Here is a 20,256-nt window from a genome sequence, read left to right on the forward strand (position 1 = left end):
TAGGGACATCCATGATGAGAAAAGTCAAGAGCAAAGTGGAGATTTGCGTCCCTGGGTAGCTCGAGTGTCATTGTCTGGATATAATTTTCCTTACCCGCGCGGAGGATAGGGCAACGCTGGCGAGCGACCCGAGCGCCGACGCGGGTGGCTATACGGGTAGGCAGGGCTTTCGGCTCTGCCTCTTTTTGTACCTGGTAGTCCACAAAGCGATAAACGCGAATGGTGCGTGCGCGATTGCTTTCACTCGTGACCGACGCGTCGTATACCGAACGCGGCCAGACATCCATTTGCGGCATCCGAGGCTTGCGCCCTTTCGCCGAAGATTGAGTTGGGGTGAACCCGCCGGCCTCGAAACAGACTACAGGGAGCATCCCCTCGCTTCTGGCTCGGTTCGCCCAGTCCCTATTACGCGAGGACCGGCGGGCAAAAGCGCATGCGTATGACCCGTTATGCAGCCTCCTTCCTCTGTTCAAAGACTTTGCCGGACCTGTCGACCGCCAACAGGTAGGCCACCAGCTTGCGGGCCACGGTCAAGGTCGCTTGGTTGTGATCGGCCCCGCGTTCACGTTCTTTGTCGTACACACCGGCCAGGTGCGCGTTCCAACGCGGCGCCAGTTTGGCCGCTTCGACCAAGACCCGCTGCAGATGTTTGTTGCGCTGCTTGGAAATCGGCCCGCGGTGCGCCACTCCGGCGGACTCGCGTTGCGCGCTGCACAGGCCGCAATAGCTCACGGCGTTGCCGATCGACGCAAAGCGAGACGGCGGGCCTATCTCGAGCGCCCACGTCAATGCCGTCACAACGCCCACCCCGTCAATCGTCATGAGCCGCTCGACCCGCTCGCACAGGTCCGGGTGTCGGGCCAACTCGTCCACCATCCACTGCTGGTGCCGTTCAAAGGCCTCCATCGTGTCGTGACTCAATCGCAGCAAGCGGCGCACAGATTCCGGAACCTGCGTGAGCTCGTTGACCAACTGGGTAAAGTACTTGCGGCCTTTCAACTTCTTCTTGTTGTACTCGGCCCCGACCTCCATCAGAAGACCGGCCGTCTTGGTCTGCATGCGCACCGACTCCCGCACCAGAAAATTGCGGTACCGCATCACCCGCCGCAGTTCCCGCAACTTCTCCGGGGCCATGTAACACGACGGAAACAAATCGCACCGCAACAGGTCCGCCAACATCCGCGCATCGACCTTGTCGTTCTTCTTCTTGGCCGCGGCAATGGCCCGCAGCATGTACGGATGCCCCACGTGCGTCTCGACCTCGTGCGAAACCAACACATCGTAGACCCATCCCGTAAACATCGTCGCCTCCAAGGCCACCACGCAGCGCGTGTCGCGTTCGCAAAGCCATCGCTCCAGTTCCGGCTTCACCGCGCGAATCGTCCCTTCCTCCACGAGCGTCCCGTCCGCTTGCTTGACGCAGAAGACGATGGTCTTCTTGTGCAAATCCAGCCCTGCGTAGTAATGTGGTGAACACATGCTGAACCTCCTTGCGGGTTGCGCCGCTGTCGCATACAGACACCAGCATCGTAACCCCAGGGAGGCCGGCTGTGCAGGCCATCTTTAACTCCCTCTCATACATTCAAACAGTACTCGTTTGTTTCAAGCCAGCGGGTGCAATCGATCGCGGCCATGCAGCCCGAGCCGGCGGCGGTGACGGCCTGGCGGTACACGTGGTCCTGCACGTCGCCGGCCGCAAAGACGCCGTCGATTTTCGTGTACGTCGAGCCGGGCTTCGTGATGAGGTAGCCGGTCTCGTCCATATCGAGCACTCCTTTGAACAGCTCGGTGTTCGGCTTGTGGCCGATGGCGGAAAAATACCCCGTGCACTCGATTTCGCGCGTAGCGCCCGTGTTCACGTCTTTCAGTCGAACACCGGTCACGCCGGGCTTTTCGTCGCCCAACACTTCATCCACAACCGAGTTCCACTCGCACACGATTTTCGGATTCGCCATCGCGCGATCCGCCATGATCTTGCTCGCGCGGAATTTGTCGCGCCGGTGGACGATATGGACCCTGCTCGCGTAGTTGGTGAGGAAGATGGCCTCTTCCATTGCGGTGTCGCCTCCGCCAACGACCACGAGCGGTTTGTTGCGGAACCGCGGGAGCGCGCCGTCGCACGTGGCGCATGCGGATACACCCCGGTTCATGAATTTCTCTTCCGACGGCAGGCCAAGGTATTTCGCCGTCGCGCCGGTCGCGATGATGATCGATTTCGCCTGCCAGGTTTTCGATTCGGACGTAACGGTGAACGGCCGCTTCGACAGATCGACCGCCGTGATCGTTTTGGGTTCGATGCGCGTCCCGAAGCGCTCAGCCTGCTTCTTGAACAGTTCCATCATCTCCGGGCCGGTGACACCGTCGGGAAAACCGGGATAGTTCTCGACCTCGGTGGTGGTCATGAGCTGGCCGCCGGGGAGGTTTCCGCTGCTCAATTCGCCCTCGAACAGCAGCGGCGACAAGTTCGCTCGAGCGCAGTACAACGCGGCGGTATACCCAGCCGGACCCGAACCGATAATGATGACCTTTTCCATCAATTACTCCTAACGCAGGGGCGGAATGAGACTGACTTGTCCCAAGAATTCATCCCGGCGGGACTGTTCACGTACAAGGGCCGGATTATACGGACTGGAACGCGCACGCAGCAACTTCGAAGAGCTATCGGGACCGCGCTATTGTGTATGATTCTCACTTTCGGCATTGGTATCGCAGAAGGAACAAGGAGTACGCGCGTGCGCACCGCTGTGTCATATGTTCTGGTTGCTGCCGCTGGACTGATCGCCTGGTCCTGCGGGCAAACCGGCGCAAAGAACGAACTCAATTCGCGGCCGAAAATCACGGAGCGCCGCACGCAAACTTTCGACTTCGGCACGGCGCGGCAGGGCGTCACCATCGAGCATACCTTCCAACTGACCAACCCCGGCACGGCGCCGGTCAAGGTTGGCCGCGTGCAGACGACCTGTGGCTGCACGGCGGCGAAGGTCGAGAAGAACACTGTAATCGAACCGGGGAAATCGCTGGAGCTGCCCGTTAAATTGAATCTTCGCGGTAAGAAAGGCGCGATCGAATCGAAGGTGATCGTCAACTACGCCGACGGCGCGACACCGGACGAGCTCGTCCTGAAAGGCGCCGCGGCGGAAGAATACACGCCGTCCGTCGATTTCACCCCGTTCAAGCGAGGCGAGCAACCGGAGCAGATAGTCACGCTGGCGACGTATCCCGGCCAGCAACCGTTGGCGGTGTCCCATATCAAATTCGACACACAGAAGTTCGACATCACGTCGCGCCCCGGCGCGAAGGACGGCACGGTCGATGTCGTCATTAAGCCGCGTCCGGACGCGCCGTTTGGATCAGTAGCCGATCAGATCGTGGTCACAACGAACGATGCCGACGCGCCGGACAAGTTCATCCTCGTGCGCGCGCACGTCACAAAGCCGTTGGAAGCGGTGGTGCGGCAGGTTGTGCTGCGACCCGGAGCAGACGGGGAGCCCGTATCCACGATCGTGGAATTCAAGTCGACCTACGGCGATCCCGTTTCCGAAGTGACCGCGTCGATTACACGTGAAAAGCGTTTCACGGCGACCATCGAGCCGGACGCCCCCGACGGAACGGTGCGGGTGCGCGTTGCTTTCAGACCGGGCGATAAGGCGAAGAAGTCGAAAATTCCCGCTCAACTCCGCGTAAGAGCCAGCGTTGGCGGCGTGGAAGTAGAAGAGCACGTAGGCGTTCTTTACACGACGGAGCCGGACACGCCCGCGGCAAAGCAGCAAGTCGAAGCCGGCGACGCCGACGCGCACGAGACGGACAGGTTCTAACCCATGGGCTTGTTGCGGACGATAGCGCGGCGCGTGTTGCGGACTGCCGGCCAGGTAGTGCCGCCAAAACAGGGTGACGGTGCGAATGTAATGGACTGCTCGGTGACAAGAGCGAACGGCGAATCGTCTCGTCTTGGCGATCGGTACGCGGGCAAGGTGTTGCTGATCGTCAACGTCGCGTCAAAATGCGGATTTACTTCGCAGTACGAGGCGCTGCAAAAACTGCACGAACGATACAGCGGTCAAGGGTTCGCCGTACTGGGCTTCCCGTGCAACGAGTTTGGCGGGCAGGAACCGGGGACGAACGACGAAATCCGGACGTTCTGCGATACACACTACCGCGTGACATTCGAACTCTTTGACAAGACCGGCGTTTCAGGGGGTTCAGCCGCCTCCCTCTATCGCGCGCTCACACTGGACACGTCCAGCGGCCTCGGCGGGCCAATCCGATGGAACTTCACCAAATTCCTCGTCGGGCGGGACGGCCGTGTGAAGGCGCGCATCGAACCGCCGACACCGCCCGATGCGTCCAGCGTGGTAAAACTCATCGAACGCGAGCTCGCAACGGAATGGCCGCCGCGGGTTTAAGCACGCGGGGCCGTATGATATCCTTCGTTAGGCTTGGTTGGCTCGGCACAGGGGCAGGCTTGTGACGAAACCGTTCTTCGTAGAACAGTTCGGCAGCACGATGGACGCCATGGGGCGCGTGTTACAGGCGGCGCTGCGCGCGCTCGTCGAGCATGGATGGGTCGAGCCCGATCAGAAGTTTTATGCGCAACTGTGCCTCGAGGAAGCGCTTGTGAACGCCGTCGACCACGGCAACAAGTGCGACCCGGCAAAAAAGGTGCGCATCGAGATGGTGGAAGAAAACGATCTGTGCACCATCCGCGTGTACGACGAGGGCGGCGGTTTCGCGCCCGAAGACATTCATCTGCCCCAATTGGAGCAGGCGAATGGGCGCGGGATTTGTCTCATCCGATACTGCATGGAAAGGGTTACCTACAACAACGAATGCAAATGCCTCGAGATGCGGATGCGCCGAAAGGCATTGAGTGGAAGGAAGGCTTCCTGTGAGTGACAAGCCATTGGTAAGTTTCGACGTGCGCGGCGCGATCACCGTCGGACAGATCGAGGCCGGCAGCGTGTTGGACGCGATGAACGTATCGCAGTTCGGCGCGCAGGTCGGCGACTATGTGAAACGCAATCCGGGGCTGCGGCTCCTGCTCGACTTCGGGCGCGTCGAGTATTTGTCGAGCGCGGTATTGACGGAGTTGCTGCGCATCAATCAGGCGTGCAAGGCCGACGGTGGCGATTTGAAGCTGTGTTCGCTGAACAAGGACATCGCAAAGGTGTTCGAGATTACAAACCTGGACAAGTTGTTCACGATCTACAGCGCGCCGGCGGACGAGGCCGTAATCAAATACGCGCGCTCGCTGACGATCGAAGCTGAAGAAACCGCATGGTCGCACGTCCAGAAAGACGTATAGTTTCGCCACTCCGACGCCGCCGGGCGCGATCGTACGCCTAAGCGTTGGTTGTGCCGGTGCAGCGTCGCGGGGGACCCACAATGATGCGGCGGTTCGCGTTGGTTTTTGTTGCATTGATGGCTGCGGCCGCTCCCAGCGCGTTTGCGCAGATTTCCGATCCGTCCGCCAAGATTGCCGACTATTTGAGCGCCGTCGCATTTTCCGGCGACAGGTCCGCGGCGAACGCGCTTGCCGATCGCCTGTACGACGAGACGGTGACCGTCGATCAGTGGCGGCGCGATTTCCAAAAATACTTCACCACCGGCGCGTTCACGGAAGCGCTCGGCGCGTTCTGGGAAACCGTGTTGATCGAAGCGGACGACCGGGAGCACCCGCGCCTGGGGCTTATCTCGGCGCTCTGCGCGAGCGAGGCGGCGAAGGCCGCGCTGCCCCGAGCCGCGCAGTTGCCCGCCGCCTATGATTCATTGGCGACAGCGTTTCGCTGGCTTCACTATGCCCTCCAGGCTCTGGATACACATGCCCAGTCGATGGCATTCGACGAGTTGTCGCGGACCCTCGGTGGCGGTTCGTTACGCACGTTCGCACAAGACCCTCGGCGATACGCGCTCTTCGTGCAGGCGGCGCTGACCCTGACGGAATACGCCGGCAGCCGTGCGCGCGATACCGTCGGACAGTTGCTGGGTCTGCCGCCCGCGCCAATGTTGGTGTGGCAACGGTTCGGTATCCTGGTGTTCGACAATGGCGCATTCGGCGACCGCCATTACGCAAGCCTTGTGTCGCTGTTGGCCGCGATCCCGCAGCAGTTGCACGCGATTCGCGCCATTATCGTGCCGAGTGCAACGGGCATCGCGCCCGGGACCGGTTTTTCCACTTCCGGTCAGATCGTCTACCTGCCGTACATTTCGATGGACGTATACACGTCGCCGCGAGAGTTCATCGAAAACCAGGGGCCGATCGCGCCGCAGTTCACGGCAATCGCCGCGCAGGAAATCGTGCGCGCCGTGCAGGCCGTGCAATTCTGGGTCCGGCCCGCGTTGATCGCGCGCCGCGACATTATTCTCGCGAACGCGGGCGCCGTCGAGGCGCGGTATTTGCGCCACTTCCGCATCGTCCATCCGGCAACATACATGAACAACCCCGACGAGCTACTGCCGGCATTGGCGTATATTTACGTAATCGATTCGCGCACAGTTTTCCAAATGGCGATCGGGTACTTTCTCCTGAATCAGCACGAGACCGTGGACCAGTTCCTCTTGCTCGCGGACCTGCTGTCAGGCGGCGGACCGACTGCACCGCTGCTTTCGACCTCGCTCCTGGGAGAGGTCGTGAGCGCGCCGGCGGCGATTGGCCGCGTGCACGGAAACTGGATTCGAGCACCCTACCCGGCGAACGCCGGTCTGATGTACAACCCTGCCATCCCGGTCGATCTGTGGTTCTGCAATCGCATTTCCTACGGCCCTTCGACCTACGTGTTTAGCTTCGACGAGCACGGCATCACCCACGGGTACCTCCGGTAACGCCCGCGATGCGCCTGCCTTACATTGTCGCAACCGCGTTGTACTGCGGATTCCTCTGGGTGCTTTCATCGGACACCAGCCCGCCGGAATTCGAATTCCCATGGCAGATTCTCGGCCTCGACAAGGTTGTCCACGCTACGCTGTATGCGGTATTGGGCACGATCGTGTCGGTGGGCATGCGGCGGTCGGGCAAACCGGTCTCGGCGTGGGCGCAATGCTTCGTGCCGATCTTGTTTGCGGCGCTCTACGGTCTTACGGACGAAATCCATCAGTTGTATGTGCCGAACCGCACCTTTGACGTGGGCGACCTGCTCGCAAACCTCGCCGGCGCAACGCTCGCGCAGGCGGGGTTGTGTTACGCGTACTGGCGCCGCGCGCCCCAGGAGGTCCCGAAGGCCTTATCGGACGAAAAGGCGCAAGCCGAATTGTGAGAACTTTTCCCGAACGATTGGGATAAACAGTACGTGCAAGCCGCCGTTGTGCGGCACAAACATGCATGGTACGATCCTCCAATGTCCGAGAGCCTTCCCAACGTCGACAGCCTTGCGAAACGCCTGCAAGCGCGCGGGTGCGCCCCGCTCTTCTTCGTCTTCATAACCGTTGTCGGCGCCTGTTTTGGCGCAGGGCTGGGCGTATTCGCATTCCAGATGGAGCGCGCGAAGGCGCAGATCGCGACATTGGACCAGTTCCGTCCGCGCGTCGGCAGCAAGGTGTACGCGGATGGCGGCGCGACGAAGCTGGGCGAGTATAACGTCGAGAACCGGCAACTGATCCGGTTAAGCGAGATGCCGCTGATCCTGCAAAAGGCCGTCGTCGCGGGCGAAGACGCGCTGTTCTATGAACACAAGGGCGTGCGGCCCGACGCGATGTTTAATACCGTCCTATACATCGCGAAGACCGGGCGCGTGCGCGGCGGCAGCACGATTACGATGCAGCTCGTGCGCAACGCGGAAGAGGCAACTGGAATCTCGAAAGAGCGCACGGCTACGCGCAAGCTGCGCGAGATGATCGCCGCGTTGCAGGTCGAGCGGGAGTTTACGAAGGACGAAATCCTCGAGCTGTATCTCAATCAGGTTTTCTTTGGTGGCAGCGCGCACGGGGTCGAGGCGGCGGCGCGCATGTATTTCTTCAAGTCGTGCAAGGACCTGACGCTGACCGAGGCAGCGACTCTCGCGGGCATACTTGGTTCGCCGAACGCGTTCCGGCCCGATCTGCATCCCGAAGCGGCCCAGGTGCGGCGCAATCTCGTGCTCGACCGTATGATCGAACACGGCTTCATTACGCGCGAGGAATACGACGAGGCGCGCGCAAGGCCCGTCACCGAAGACGCGCTTACACCGGCCGAACTCGCGGAAAAGCTCGAGACCGCGAAGAACTTGTACGTCCCGAACGAATTCGACGCGCCATACTTTGTCCGCGAGATGAAGGTCCGCGCGATACGCGAAGGTCTGTTCGACGACGAGACGCTGCTCGAAAGCGGTTACGAAATTAACACGACGCTCGACATGCGCCTGCAGCGCGCCGCGGAGGAGGCCCTTTTCGCGCAACTCAAGAAGTTCGACGAACTCAAATTGAAATCGTTGCAGCGCGCGAGGCGCGAGGACGAGTTCGTGCCGGTACAGGGCGCGCTCGTGTGCATCGACAATCGCGAAGGCTTCAAGGGGTACGTGCGCGCGCTGGTGGGCGGGCGCGATTGGGACGTCGAACAATACAACATGGCCACGCAGGCGCTTCGCCAGCCCGGCTCGAGCGTCAAGCCGTTCGTCTTCGCGACCGCGCTCGAATTCGGCCGCGACAAGTTCATCAGCCCCGCGACAATTCGCATGGACGAACCGTTTGTTATACGCCGCGGCGCGTCCGTATGGGCGCCGAAAAACTTTTCGGGCGATTACTCGGGGGCGGTCACGTTGCGCTACGCGCTCGAGCGTTCGATCAACGTGGTTTCGGTGAAATTGGTGCAGGAATTCGGCGTAGAAAACGTCAAGGCGACGATTGAAAAGTGTTTCCCGGAGGTTTCCGTACGAAACGACGTGGGGCTGACCATTGGGCTGGGCACGAACGAAGTGACCGTGCTGGACCAGTGCTCGGCGTATCAGGCGATTGCGTGCGGAGGGATGTACACGAAGCCGATTTTCATCGAATCCATAAAGGATCGCGATGGAATCGAGCGATACCGGTGCGAACCCGAACATACGCGGGTGATGAGCGAAGACGTTTCCTACGTGCTTCGGCACATGTTGGTGGGCGTTGCCGAGTACGGCACCGGCGCGCGCACGCGCGAACTGGGCCGGCCCCGCGCCGGGAAGACCGGCACGACGAACGACGCGCGCGACGTGTGGTTTTGCGGGTTCACGCCGGAATACACCTGCATCGTCTGGATCGGGTACAAGGACAACCGGTCGCTCGGCCGCGGCGCGGATTTCACCGGCGGGCGCCAGGCAGTGCCGGTTTGGACGAATTTCATGAAGGCGGCCCTGGACGGCGAACCGGTGCAGGATTTCGTGGTCCCGGAAGGCAAAGTCGAATGGCACAATGTCTCGCGACAGAAGAGCGGAGGTTCGCAGGGCGGATTCAAAGAGGCCTTCGTCAAGGGCACCTACCGCGAGTACGAACCCACGCCGGAATCGACCGATATCGGCCCGGACGACATCGAGGCTATCGAACAGCAAATGGAGCAGCGAAGCCTAGCGGCCATGCACACGCCGTCGCCGTTAGACGAGTAGCATCACGTCGCCGTAGGAGTAAAAGCGGAACCGCTCCGCAATCGCGAGCCGGTACGCCTCACGCACCAGTTCGGTCCCGCCAAACGCGTATACCAACGCCAACAGACTGCTGCGCGGCAGGTGAAAATTCGTCTGCAACGCATCCACGGCGCGAAACGTGTATGGCGGGTAGATGTAGTGTGCAGTCTCGCCCGTCCCCGCGCGAATCGCGCCGTCCCTGAATTGTGATTCCAGCACGCGCGTCGTCGTCGTTCCCACCGCGACGATGCGCCCGCCCGCCGCGCGCGTGGCGTTGAGCGCAGCCGCCGTTTCTTCAGTCAGTTCGAACGCTTCGGGTTCGAGCGTGTGGTCCTCGACGCGTTCGGCGCGAATGGGACTGAACGTTCCATAGCCAACGTGCAGCGTCAACGTTGCGCGCGTTATTCCCGCCGCGTCGAGCGATGAGAAGACGTCCTCGGTAAAGTGCAACCCCGCCGTGGGCGCGGCAACGGACCCGGGTTCTTTCGCGTATATCGTCTGGTAGCGCTCCACGTCGGCGGGGTCGGTGTGCGCACGGCGAATGTAGGGCGGCAAGGGCACTTCGCCGGCCTCTTCAAGGATCCGCAACACGTCCACGCGATCGAACACGACCCGGCGTCGGCCGTTGCCGAGTCGTTCCTCGACGGTTGCTGTGATCGGGCCCACGCGCAGGGCCGTACCGGGCGCAATTTTCGCCGACGGTTGCACGAGCGCGTCCCACGTGCCCGGAGCGCGTTCGTGCAGCAGAAAAATTTCCGCGCTGCCGCCCGTCGGCCGGCTCGCGCGCAGCCGCGCGCGAATGACGCGGGTGCGGTTAAGCACCAGGCAATCGCCACGTCGAAGATACGACGCGACGTTGCGATACACGTCGATGCGCATGGCGCCCGTAGCGCGGTCCACCACCAGCAGGCGCGACGCGTCCCGCCGGTCGGACGGGTGCTGCGCGATAAGTTCCTCGGGGAGATCGTAATCCAGTTCGGAAATGTGCATCGCAATCAATCGGGTCCGGAAACGTCGCTGATTCTACTCAGCAGACAATCTCGTGCTGCCTACTTCTCGTGCATCGTAACCGTGCAACTCTTCAAGTAGCCTCGTGCTGTCTTCTTATCGTGCTCGTACTTCGTAATCGTGCTGGCCTGCACGTAGTCTCGTGCTGTCAACTTATCGTGCTCGTGCTCGTAATCGTAATCGATTATCGGCGTTCGCCTTGAATGCAATCCATCTCGTCCAACCCATCCATTCGGTCCATGAATTCGCAACCGTTCGCGTGAAGCTCCGCTTCGTCACGGCCCGTAATCCTAATCGTCCTCGTAATCGTAATCGAATCCCTTCGAATCGAACATGGCCGCGCGCCCCCTGTTGTGTCCTTTCGGTCCCTTACGTCGTTTCAGTTTTTTCACCCGTCGAATTCGATTACGACTCCAAGGACGACTACGATTACGCAGCAATGGCTCCTGCCGGGGGGGAAGTATCGAGTGACCGGGAATGTTTGAAGCGTACCGCGTGCCGCGCGGCTACATGCCGTTCTGGCATTTTGGCGCGCGCATGGGAATCGGGACTGTCCGGCGCTTCTATGCGCGCATGCGGGCGCGCGGGTACTCGCACGTTCTCGATGCGGGTACGGGTGGCGGAGCGAACGTCATACTCGGCGCATGGATGGGGTTCCGCGTGACTGCAAGCGATCTTGCCCGGGGCGCACTTGTCGCGCTGCGCGATACTGCCGGGCGCGTCCGCCCGCCGATACGTGCCGGTTATGCGCAGTCGGATTCGCTGGCGCTGCCGTTCCCCGATGTCTTGTTCGACGTGGTAATCGCATCGCACATCATCGAGCACCTGCCCGAGCCGCGCGCATTCTTGTGCGAATGCATCCGTGTGCTGCGTCCGGGTGGAGTGTTGCGCGTGTCGTGTCCGTCGCGATTCCATGCGTTGCGGGTAGGCCTCTGGTTTGGTCTGCGGCTCGACCCGGACGACCACGCGGTTCAGGGCTATGATTCGGCCGACATTGCCGCGATGCTGCCGCCGGGCAATCGGGTGACGCGGGTCTCGTACCAGGGCCGCGCGATAGAGAGCAACGTTTCCGACGCCCAGTTCTTGCTGGCTCGCGCGCTGGGCATGTCGGGCAACCCCGCCGTGTCCGTCGAGCGCGGCGCTCCACCGGCATGGCTATTTGTCTTGAAGGAAATCCTTACGGTTCCGTTATTGCTGGTGGCAAGGTGTGAGGACGCACTCCTGTTTTTTTCGAAGGGCAGCATGATTACCGTCGAGATCGAGAGATTGCGTGAGTAACGAAACGAACACAGATGACTCGCCCGGGGTTTCGCTCCACCCGGCCCCATTGCTTGAACGATGTGTGGTATCCCTGGCGGTGGCGTCGGTTTTCGTTCTGGCGTTTGCGAATTTGGCGGGCCCGAGCCTGTGGCACGACGAGCTGATTCATGTCTACGTCGGCAAGAAGATCCTCGAAACGGGCTTGCCGCTGTTGCTTAGCGGGCGCGTATTCACCAACGGCATGCTGTTCAATTATTTGCTCGCGGGCCTCATCGCGATCTTCGGCGATGGTGAAGCGGCGGTGCGATCGATCTCCGCCGTATTCGCCGTCGTGAATGTATACCTCACCTACCGGATGCTCAGGCCGTTGATTGGCGGGCCCTCGGCCGCATTGACCGCGCTGCTGATGGCGTGGTCGCCGTGGCAACTCGCGTGGGCGCGTCAGGCTCGGTTCTACATGCTGCACCAAACCGTGTATCTCGTCACGATGTTGCTCGTATGGCGGTTTGGCGAGGCTGATCGAACAAAACTGTCGCGTTGGGGGGCCGGTTTCGCCGCCGCCTACTGCATCGGTCTGCTCGCCGGACCGCAAACCGTGTTTTTCCTCGGGCCGATCGGCGCGTACGCGGCCTGCCGTTGGCTGGGCGTCCGAACGCTTCGATCGCGATGGACGGTGTTGATTGCGATTTGCGGTCTGCTCGGCGCCGCAACGTTGTTGGGTTACTACCTGACGCTGCCCAAGGCGGAGCACGACGCCATCTTCAAGGAAGCGCTGCGGGCGGACACTCCCGACGATGGTTTGGTCGATCACGATCAGTCCGATTCCCTGTACTACTTTCGGTTTTATACGAACAATCTTGGGTCCGGCTTTTTTGTCTTGGCATGTGCCGGATTCGCGCTTCTCGTGGCCCGCGCAGGGAAACCGGGACTGTTTATCGCACTCGCGTTCGTCGTCCCAATCCTGCTCCTGAACTTTGGCATCACGCAGCATCGGCGATACCGGTTCTTATTCTTCGCCTATCCGTTCTATGTCGCTGCGTGCGCATATGCGCTCGTGTACCTGACCCAGTTTGTGCGCACATCGCGGCAATCGGCGTGGCGAATGGCTGCGGCCGTCGCGATTGTGGCGTTTACCGCCCGGCTCACGGTCTCGCAATATCGGCTCGCGGCGGACTGCATCGAAGTCGCCGGCGGCGCAAGCACGACGCTGGCCGTCCACCACCCCCAATGGCGGCAACCGTGCACGTATGTGAAAGAACACCGCGGTGACGCGGCCATCGTCTGCACGACGTACATTGCAGCGCTCCACTACGTGGGGCATATCGACACTTGGTACCCAAGTCGCGTGATTGTCTGGGAGTATATCGAGTCGGGTATGGACGGCATGCGAACGTTGGACGAATTGAAGGCGTTTGTATCCGAGCATCCGCGCGGGTACTTTATCGCGGAGCATCGCCGGTTCCATATGTGGCCGTTTTTCAAAGACGACCTCGAATGGGTCGAACGGAACATGAAGAAGATTGACGAAGCATCGAACGGCGACATTTCGCTGTACGAGTGGGGAAGCGAGGAAGCAACGTAACGAGAAGGGGAATACAATTCGTGTTTTTCCTTCTACTGAATACGTAGCGCGTTAACGATTACGATGGGCGTGACGACGCGTCAGCGCCCGGCCCGAGTTTGGGGACATGAACTACGCAGAAAATTACGAGCGGTGTTGTCTCGAAAAGACGAGCGCGTTTCAGCGCTTGTTCATGCGTGTGCTTGCGCGGAAGGCGCTACAACTCGGGCAAACGGGCCACAAGATTTGGTCGTTGAAGTGGGTGTTGGACGAATATTTCGCGGGTAAGTCCGGGCTGCGCGTGCTCGATTGCGGCGCGTGGAACGGATGGTTCCTGAGCTACAACGTGCCCGCGATTCGGCAGCGGATCGCGTTGGACTTCGATTCCCACTACGCGCAGCAACTGAAACAGCAGGGGATCGGCTTCGTCCTTGCCGATATGGAGCGCGGATGCATCCCGCTCGCGGCAGATTCCGTCGACTTGCTCGCGATGACAAGCACGCTCGAACACCTCAACTGTCCCGAAAGGATCGCCACGGAAATCCGGCGCGTGCTGAAACCGGGCGGAATCGCGTTCATCACCGTGCCGGACATTATGAAATACAAGTTCCGGTTCTGGAATGACATCACCCATAAGCGGCCGTTCACGCGCGATGCAATGCGGTTCCTGTTCGAGACGCATGGTATGACGACGCTCGAGTTGTGCGCGTACAATCACAATCTCTTCGTCGCGGGCAATCTGTTTCCGCGCGCGCTGCACCGGCTTCTCATGCGGTTCCGCGGCGACGCCATCCTCTACGTGGGCCGGAAACCGTGAGGCGTCCGCAAGCGGCGCTGTTTGACGCACTGGCCGCGGGTGAAGCGCTCTACGTCTACCCGCCCGAATCGTTGGAAAAGTTGAATGCCCTCGTGCCGGACAAGGGGCGCACGCTCGATGTCGGCTGCGGCGACGGCGCGATTGCCGCGGCGTTGACCGCACCGCTCGTCATCGGGTTCGACGTATCGCAGCGGTGCGCGCATTTGAGCGCTACACGTGGCATTTCGTCGCTTGTGGCGGACGCAACTCAGGCATTCCCGTTTGCGGAGCGTTCGTTCGACACCGTGTATTGCGTGGACGTGTTGCACCACCTCGAAGGCAGGTGGGCGCCACTATTGATTGAAGTGCGCCGCGTATTACGCCCGCGCGGTACATTGGTCATCGTCGAGCCGGATGCGCGCAATCCGTTCGTTCGAATCACGCAAGCGCCCCATTCGCTCCTGCGCGTTGCGCCGTACAACAACGAACCGGCAATCGACCCGAACGACTTGCTCCCCCTGCTCGAAGGACAGGGCTACGCGTGCACCTGTGCCCCGATTCACGTCTCGGGCGAACAGGTCGTGCGGAACGTGTTTCCCCTATGGCAGCGGATTGCCAAGGCCCCATTCGTACTGGCGGTCGCGTTCCTCTATCGAAACCGCCCGAACAAATTCGCCATCGTCGCGAAAATCGAGAAATGAGCGGCGGTAAGACCAATCAATGATTGCAGCCACTATTTAGAGAAAATCTCTGTTTTTGTGGTATTGCCTTTGGTCGGCAAGAAAACAGGGGGTCGTTTCGCAGGCGAAGTCACAACAAGCCGAGTGCAACACACTGGGCATAAAGGGTGAGGCGAATAGTCGAACGTGGCTCGATTCACCGGCTACGAGACTCGCCACACGTGGATGACCGGTTTGGTTCCATCGGCAAAGGGTTCGAGCACATAGAGGAGACCGTGGGCGCGGTCATAAGCGATGCTGCCGATGCGGAAGCGGCGCTGCACGCCACGCCCAATCATGTCCTCTTCGACGTGTGCCGGGTTAAGCAATAGGTGCTCATCGAGATGGACGGCCGCGTACGGTTGCGGTCCCCACGGCTGCATGGCGCCGCTCGCGACCTTCGCGAGGTCGTCCGGGTTATACAGGACAAGCTGGGCGCTGAACGCGCTGCTCCACCAGCCGCGATAGTCGTTGTGGCCGTCGCACCCGCCGAGGTCGGTTCGGGGACACGCCGATCCGTCCGCGTTGCGGCAGGTCGGGAAATCGTTCACGAATTCGGTTTCGACGCATGGTACATCGGGTCCCGCGGGGTTCGCCCAACCGTACCAGTATTTTGCGCCGACGCCTTTCGTGCCCGCGAACAGTACGGCGGATTTGCCGCTCATCGTCGTGAGCCACGCGCCGTCTTCCCACTCGTCCGCGTGCTGATACCCGCGCATGGATTTGGACACGACGTCCTCCGAATTGCGCGAAGTCTCGTATTGCAGGAGCGTCGCACATTCGAGGTGCGCGCCATTTGCCGCGGCGGCCCCGTTCGCGTCGAACGGTCGAAACGCGTAGAGCGCCGGCCCTTGGCCCGACCAGCCGCCGTCGCGGTAGCGGCCCGTGGCAAGAAACTTTCCACCGGCATTGTCGTTTGCCCACGCGGCGGGTATGTCGAACACGTATCCGCTGACGCTGTAGTGCGACACATCGCCGACGTACCAGGCGCCCTTTGCATCCAGCTTCGTCAACGTGGCGGAAACCCACGCGTGTGTCGGCCCTTGTTTCACCGCATCTTCGTGGAAATGTTGTCCCCAAGCGAGGAACAAAATGGGGCCGATGCCGCTCGCGTCGAGGTACTGCATGCCCACGCGGGGGATTTCGTCGTACTCCGTGAACAATCCGCGCGCGGCGTTCGTAAGGGGTTGGATAAACTCCGCCGTGTTCAACGCGCTGGGGTCTTTCGATTTCACCGGCTTGGGAATCGTAATCTCGGCGATGCGATTTCCATCGGGCAGCTCGCCGTACGGCAACCGATCGTGTCCCATCACGAACAACGAACCCGAAAGCCCGTCCGCGCCGCCGGACGCATCGCCCGTGGGGCAAAACGTCATGGCGTATCCGCCATACGCGAACGTCTCGGGCCGTTCTTCCCCACCGGGCAGACGAAACGCGCCAAGATACGCAAAGTCGTCTGGTTGGACGAGTTCGCCGGAGGCGGCCGACAACGACGCCACAATGCCGGCGAGTGCGATGGATACTCCTGCTGGACATCGCATGGCATTTCCCCCTCTTGCCATGACACGTTCAGTCTAGCACGCGTGGCGGCGGCCGTAAATGGCATTTGTCGGGACGATTTGAGGGCGAATGAGGAAGCGCACCGATTCGAGTATTTGAAACGCAACAATAGCGCGCTGGCAACCGCGGGCCAAACCCGGCAGCACGGTTTTAGGCTGAGAGTAGATGCGCCATTTGGGTATGATACCGCGTGCCCAATTTGCGCACGACACATAGTGGATTTGAAGGAACGCATGTGCTGGTAGTATGGCCACGTCGCAAAAGAACCTTTCGCTGAAGCACGCGATCATCGATCTGTATCGCGAGCAGTTGCGGCTGCGGTACCTGCCGGAGAATTGCCGGCGGTTCAAGGAGCTGAAGCCAATCACCGACGCGAAACTGGCCGCGTTGCGGGACTACTTTCTCGAATGCATTTACCCCGCGTCAGACAACCGGGACAAACTGGACGACGCGTTTGACCGCATGGGCGACATCATCAAATCGCCAAAACGGCTGATGCCATTGATGACGATCGCGTTGAAGTCCGTTTGGCGCCTCGGGTTCATGTTTCCGTCTGCGGTCGCCGCGGGAAGGAACACACTCGAGGCCTACCTCGAAACGCGCAAAATCGAGGGCAGGCTGATCGAGTATGCCGTGAAGCACAAGCTGAAGCCGGGCGACATCGAGACGCACGAGACGATGGTGAAGATGGTCGCGAACCTTCCCGAAGACGAAATGCTCACGTTTCGCAACGAAATCCTTCGGCTCTTCCACCATCTGTCGAACGTGAGGCTGCTCGAAGCGACCGTCGAGATTATGGACAACTCCAAGCAACTGATGGAGTCCCGTCCCGACCTGTATCACGACGAGGAATTGGCGGGATTTTCGCTGGGGCACGACGTGCTCAGCCGCGGCCTCGAGCTCTTTCAATCGCTGAAGAAATCCGAATTCCCGATCATCATCCGCGGCATTGAGGTGGTCGAAATCGACTGGTATGATCGCATTAAAGCCGAAGCGGCTGCGCTCGGCGGGGCCGCTTGTTAGCCGCACCGGCGCCCGGCCCGTCGCCCATCGCGCATCGATCCACACAGGAGGGACCCCATGTACGCACGAATGTCACTATGCGCCGCGCTTGTTGCGGCGTTCTCGTTGAACGCGGGAGCGGAGTCACCGGACGGGAAAACCATTGTTCTCGAAGCGAACGATCAGCCCAGCATAGACGTGCCCGTGTCGCTACCGTTTGACGGGACGATCGGCGACGGCGAGGTCATTCGTGTGATCGAGCCGAAGACGGGCAAGGAATTCCCCGGGACGCTGCGCAATGGGCAGTTCACTTTCGTGCCCGAGGGCGCGCGGCCTAAGTCCGAGCACCTGTACACTGTCAAGGTGCGCAAGGACGACGTGCCGCCGCGCGTGCAGATTACGCAGAACGAGGCGGGCAACGCGCTCGATGTCGTGATCGACGATGTGCCGTTCACGACGTACCACTACAAGAAGGACGAACGCAAACCCTATCTTTGGCCCGTGCTGAGCGATGGCGCCGTCGGCGTCACGCGCGATTATCCGATGGGCGAAGCGCTGATGACCTCCGACCATCCACACCAGCGCTCGTTCTGGTCGTCCTACGGCGACGTGAACGGAGCGGACTGCTGGGACGAGCGCAACGAGAAGGCCGGCTATCAGGTGACGGACGAGCTGACCTACGGTTCCGGCGACGGCTATGGCTGGATACACGCGAAGAACACGTGGATGTCCGCGGACCGCACGCCGGTGTGTAAGGAAGAGCGCGAATACCGCTTCTACCCCGGGAAGAAGACGGCCCGCCTGGTCGATCTTGAAGTAACGTTCAGGCCGATCGACACGGACGTGCGTTTTGGCGACACCAAAGAGGGCGGTATTGCCGCGTTCCGCGTGAACGATCAGATCATCGAACGCGAGACGTACTCGGTTGTCGATACCGGGAGCAATGCAGTGCTCAAGATGTTCGACGACCGCAAGGAAGCGGACGCATTCGCGCAGGAACAGGCCGAGTCACGCAAGGTGGTGGTGCGTCCGAAGGGCGTTATCACGAACGCGGAAGGCAAGACCGGCATGGCCGAATGCTGGGGCAAACCGTCGCCATGGTGCGACTACAGCGGCACGATCGACGGCCAAGGCGTGCATGGCATCACGGTGTTCGATAATCCGAACAACCTGCGCTACCCCACCACGTGGCACGTGCGCGACTACGGCCTCATGGGCGCGAACTGCTTTGGCCTGAGCTATTTCACAAACAAGGAAAAGAACGGCGACTACACGATAAAGGTGGGCGAGTCGCTGACGTTCAACTACCGTGTATACGTCCATCGCGGCGACGCCAACGGCGCGAAGGTGGCCGACCGGTACGCGGACTACGTCAACCCGCCGAAGGTCAGTTGGTCGGACATCAGGATCAACAGCAAAGGCGTCGACGCGCACAAGGACATTCCGGGCCACGAAAAAGCCGCCCAATAGGTTATAATTCGTTCGTGATTCTTGGCGCTCGGGCTTCGGCCCGGGCGCTTTTTCTTGTCGATGAATCGGAGTGACCAGCGATATGGTTCGATTCGCATTTGGGGTTGCGGCAGTGGCCGCTGTATGTGCGTGTGCCGATGACGCGACGAATCGCGAGGCGTTGAAACAGGCGTATCCCAATGCCTCGGCGGAAGTGATTGAAAAGGCAGACAAGCTGTTGTCCACGTCCGTGAAGACGGTGATGGACAAGTCCGCGACGCCGCCGAGCGGAGACAAGCATGATTTTCTTACGCTCTCACCGTACCACTGGCCAAACACGTCCACAGTCGACGGCAAGCCGTACGTGATGCGGGACGGCGTTGTGAATCCCGAAGCCGAAACGGACAAATACGATCGCGTGGCGTATTTCCACATGTCGGACACTGTGGAGTACTGCGCAGTTGCCTGGCGCCTGTCCGGTGACGCGAAGTACGCGGAGAAGGCCGCGGGCGCGCTGCGCGCTTGGTTTGTCTCGCCCGAGACGCGCATGAGCCCGAACCTGAACTACGCGCAATTCGTCCCCGGCGTGAACAAGGGATCGCGCACCGGCATTATCCGCGGCATGACAATCCTCGATCTGATCGATGCGTTGCGGGTACTCGAAGACTCCGGCGCGTGGAAGCCGGAGGATGAAGCCGCGTGGAACGCGTGGCTGGCCGACTTCTCGAAATGGCTTTCCGAAAGCGACCTTGGCAAGGCCGAGTCGAAAGCACTCAACAATCACGGCACCTGGTACGACGTCATGGTGGCGACGTTTGCGATGGAAGGCGGCAACATCGACCTTGCGAGGCAGACCGTACGCGACGCCGCGGAAAAGCGCATTGCGAAACAAATCCGGCCCGACGGCAAACAACCGCTCGAACTCGCGCGTACAAAGTCGTGGGACTACAGCGTGATGAACCTCGACGCGATGGTGCGCCTCGCGATGCTTGGGCGGCGGCTCGATTGCGATTTGTGGAACTACGTCCCCGACGGGGGTGGAGGCATTCGCGCCGCGCTCGATTATCTGCTCCCATTCGCGACCGGCGATCGCGAGTGGGAAATGAAACAGATCGAAGCGTTCGATCCGTCAAGACTTTATCCCGTCGTGCGGCGCGCGGCGGCTGCGTATCCCGATGGGCCATACACGGAGGCGCTTGCGAAGTTTCCCGCCGACGCCGAAGCGGTCGCGATGGATCACCTGATGTATTTCAAGCCGGATTAAACGGGCATGCTTCAGGAATGTTGGGAGCTATGAGCGTTACGGGAGCTATGGGGCGGGTTGCCCCATAGCTCTCATTC

19 protein-coding genes are annotated in these 20,256 nt (G+C 60.8%); 14 read left to right on the forward strand and 5 right to left on the reverse strand.

Annotation, left to right across the window (positions count from 1 at the left end):
* Positions 1 to 447 precede the first annotated feature (447 nt).
* The gene (locus tag HUU46_15880) at positions 448 to 1,479 is read right to left on the reverse strand and encodes an IS110 family transposase (protein NUM55123.1); all 1,032 of its coding nucleotides are present in this window, start codon (positions 1,477 to 1,479) and stop codon (positions 448 to 450) included.
* Between the two features lie 95 nt (positions 1,480 to 1,574).
* On the reverse strand, positions 1,575 to 2,534 hold the full coding sequence (gene trxB / locus HUU46_15885; protein NUM55124.1) for a thioredoxin-disulfide reductase: 960 nt from the start codon (positions 2,532 to 2,534) through the stop codon (positions 1,575 to 1,577).
* A gap of 198 nt (positions 2,535 to 2,732) precedes the next feature.
* Between trxB and HUU46_15890 the strand changes: the two genes are divergently transcribed.
* From HUU46_15890 to HUU46_15920, 7 genes are all read left to right on the forward strand, one after another.
* Entirely contained in the window at positions 2,733 to 3,815 is a 1,083-nt protein-coding gene (locus HUU46_15890) for a DUF1573 domain-containing protein (protein NUM55125.1), read from the forward strand.
* Between the two features lie 90 nt (positions 3,816 to 3,905).
* Complete coding sequence (locus HUU46_15895) at positions 3,906 to 4,403, forward strand: glutathione peroxidase (protein ID NUM55126.1); 498 nt, start codon at positions 3,906 to 3,908, stop codon at positions 4,401 to 4,403.
* Between the two features lie 61 nt (positions 4,404 to 4,464).
* Positions 4,465 to 4,893, forward strand: a complete 429-nt coding sequence (locus tag HUU46_15900; GenBank protein NUM55127.1) for an ATP-binding protein — start codon at positions 4,465 to 4,467, stop codon at positions 4,891 to 4,893.
* A complete protein-coding gene (locus HUU46_15905) occupies positions 4,886 to 5,302 on the forward strand; it encodes an STAS domain-containing protein (GenBank protein ID NUM55128.1) in 417 nt (138 codons plus the stop codon). Before HUU46_15900 ends, HUU46_15905 begins: the two co-directional genes overlap by 8 nt.
* An 80-nt stretch (positions 5,303 to 5,382) precedes the next feature.
* Positions 5,383 to 6,819: a hypothetical protein gene (locus HUU46_15910; protein ID NUM55129.1), complete on the forward strand. Its 1,437-nt coding sequence runs from the start codon at positions 5,383 to 5,385 to the stop codon at positions 6,817 to 6,819.
* Positions 6,820 to 6,827: 8 nt separating this feature from the next.
* Positions 6,828 to 7,250, forward strand: coding sequence for a VanZ family protein (locus tag HUU46_15915; protein NUM55130.1), 423 nt, complete (start codon positions 6,828 to 6,830; stop codon positions 7,248 to 7,250).
* An 81-nt stretch (positions 7,251 to 7,331) separates the two neighbouring features.
* Positions 7,332 to 9,542: a PBP1A family penicillin-binding protein gene (locus tag HUU46_15920; GenBank protein ID NUM55131.1), complete on the forward strand. Its 2,211-nt coding sequence runs from the start codon at positions 7,332 to 7,334 to the stop codon at positions 9,540 to 9,542.
* Here the strand turns inward: HUU46_15920 and queA are convergent.
* Together queA and HUU46_15930 are read right to left on the reverse strand one after the other, a co-directional pair.
* On the reverse strand, positions 9,531 to 10,550 hold the full coding sequence (queA, locus tag HUU46_15925; protein ID NUM55132.1) for a tRNA preQ1(34) S-adenosylmethionine ribosyltransferase-isomerase QueA: 1,020 nt from the start codon (positions 10,548 to 10,550) through the stop codon (positions 9,531 to 9,533). The genes HUU46_15920 and queA overlap by 12 nt on opposite strands.
* 59 nt (positions 10,551 to 10,609) lie before the next feature.
* Positions 10,610 to 10,777: a hypothetical protein gene (locus HUU46_15930; GenBank protein NUM55133.1), complete on the reverse strand. Its 168-nt coding sequence runs from the start codon at positions 10,775 to 10,777 to the stop codon at positions 10,610 to 10,612.
* A gap of 268 nt (positions 10,778 to 11,045) precedes the next feature.
* Here HUU46_15930 and HUU46_15935 point away from each other — a divergent pair, with 268 nt between their 5' ends.
* The 4 genes from HUU46_15935 (at position 11,046) to HUU46_15950 (ending at position 14,886) form a co-directional block, all read left to right on the forward strand.
* Positions 11,046 to 11,846 carry a class I SAM-dependent methyltransferase gene (locus tag HUU46_15935; protein ID NUM55134.1) on the forward strand — a complete coding sequence of 267 codons (801 nt, stop codon included), beginning with the start codon at positions 11,046 to 11,048 and terminating at the stop codon, positions 11,844 to 11,846.
* The gene (locus HUU46_15940; protein ID NUM55135.1) at positions 11,839 to 13,410 is read left to right on the forward strand and encodes a glycosyltransferase family 39 protein; all 1,572 of its coding nucleotides are present in this window, start codon (positions 11,839 to 11,841) and stop codon (positions 13,408 to 13,410) included. The genes HUU46_15935 and HUU46_15940 overlap by 8 nt, the downstream gene beginning before the upstream one ends.
* A 106-nt stretch (positions 13,411 to 13,516) precedes the next feature.
* Complete coding sequence (locus HUU46_15945; protein NUM55136.1) at positions 13,517 to 14,206, forward strand: class I SAM-dependent methyltransferase; 690 nt, start codon at positions 13,517 to 13,519, stop codon at positions 14,204 to 14,206.
* Positions 14,203 to 14,886 carry a class I SAM-dependent methyltransferase gene (locus HUU46_15950; GenBank protein NUM55137.1) on the forward strand — a complete coding sequence of 228 codons (684 nt, stop codon included), beginning with the start codon at positions 14,203 to 14,205 and terminating at the stop codon, positions 14,884 to 14,886. The genes HUU46_15945 and HUU46_15950 overlap by 4 nt, the downstream gene beginning before the upstream one ends.
* Before the next feature lie 182 nt (positions 14,887 to 15,068).
* On the opposite strand, the gene HUU46_15955 is transcribed toward HUU46_15950, so the two are convergent.
* On the reverse strand, positions 15,069 to 16,445 hold the full coding sequence (locus HUU46_15955) for a hypothetical protein (GenBank protein NUM55138.1): 1,377 nt from the start codon (positions 16,443 to 16,445) through the stop codon (positions 15,069 to 15,071).
* A gap of 265 nt (positions 16,446 to 16,710) precedes the next feature.
* Between HUU46_15955 and HUU46_15960 the strand changes: the two genes are divergently transcribed.
* The 3 genes from HUU46_15960 to HUU46_15970 all read left to right on the forward strand — a co-directional run bounded on the left by HUU46_15960 (position 16,711) and on the right by HUU46_15970 (position 20,179).
* The gene (locus HUU46_15960; protein ID NUM55139.1) at positions 16,711 to 17,487 is read left to right on the forward strand and encodes a hypothetical protein; all 777 of its coding nucleotides are present in this window, start codon (positions 16,711 to 16,713) and stop codon (positions 17,485 to 17,487) included.
* A 57-nt stretch (positions 17,488 to 17,544) separates the two neighbouring features.
* On the forward strand, positions 17,545 to 18,936 hold the full coding sequence (locus HUU46_15965) for a PmoA family protein (protein NUM55140.1): 1,392 nt from the start codon (positions 17,545 to 17,547) through the stop codon (positions 18,934 to 18,936).
* Positions 18,937 to 19,048: 112 nt separating this feature from the next.
* Positions 19,049 to 20,179, forward strand: a complete 1,131-nt coding sequence (locus tag HUU46_15970; protein ID NUM55141.1) for an alginate lyase family protein — start codon at positions 19,049 to 19,051, stop codon at positions 20,177 to 20,179.
* The last annotated feature ends 77 nt before the right edge of the window (positions 20,180 to 20,256 follow it).

This window comes from Candidatus Hydrogenedentota bacterium, assembly GCA_013359265.1.
GTDB lineage: Bacteria > Hydrogenedentota > Hydrogenedentia > Hydrogenedentales > SLHB01 > JABWCD01.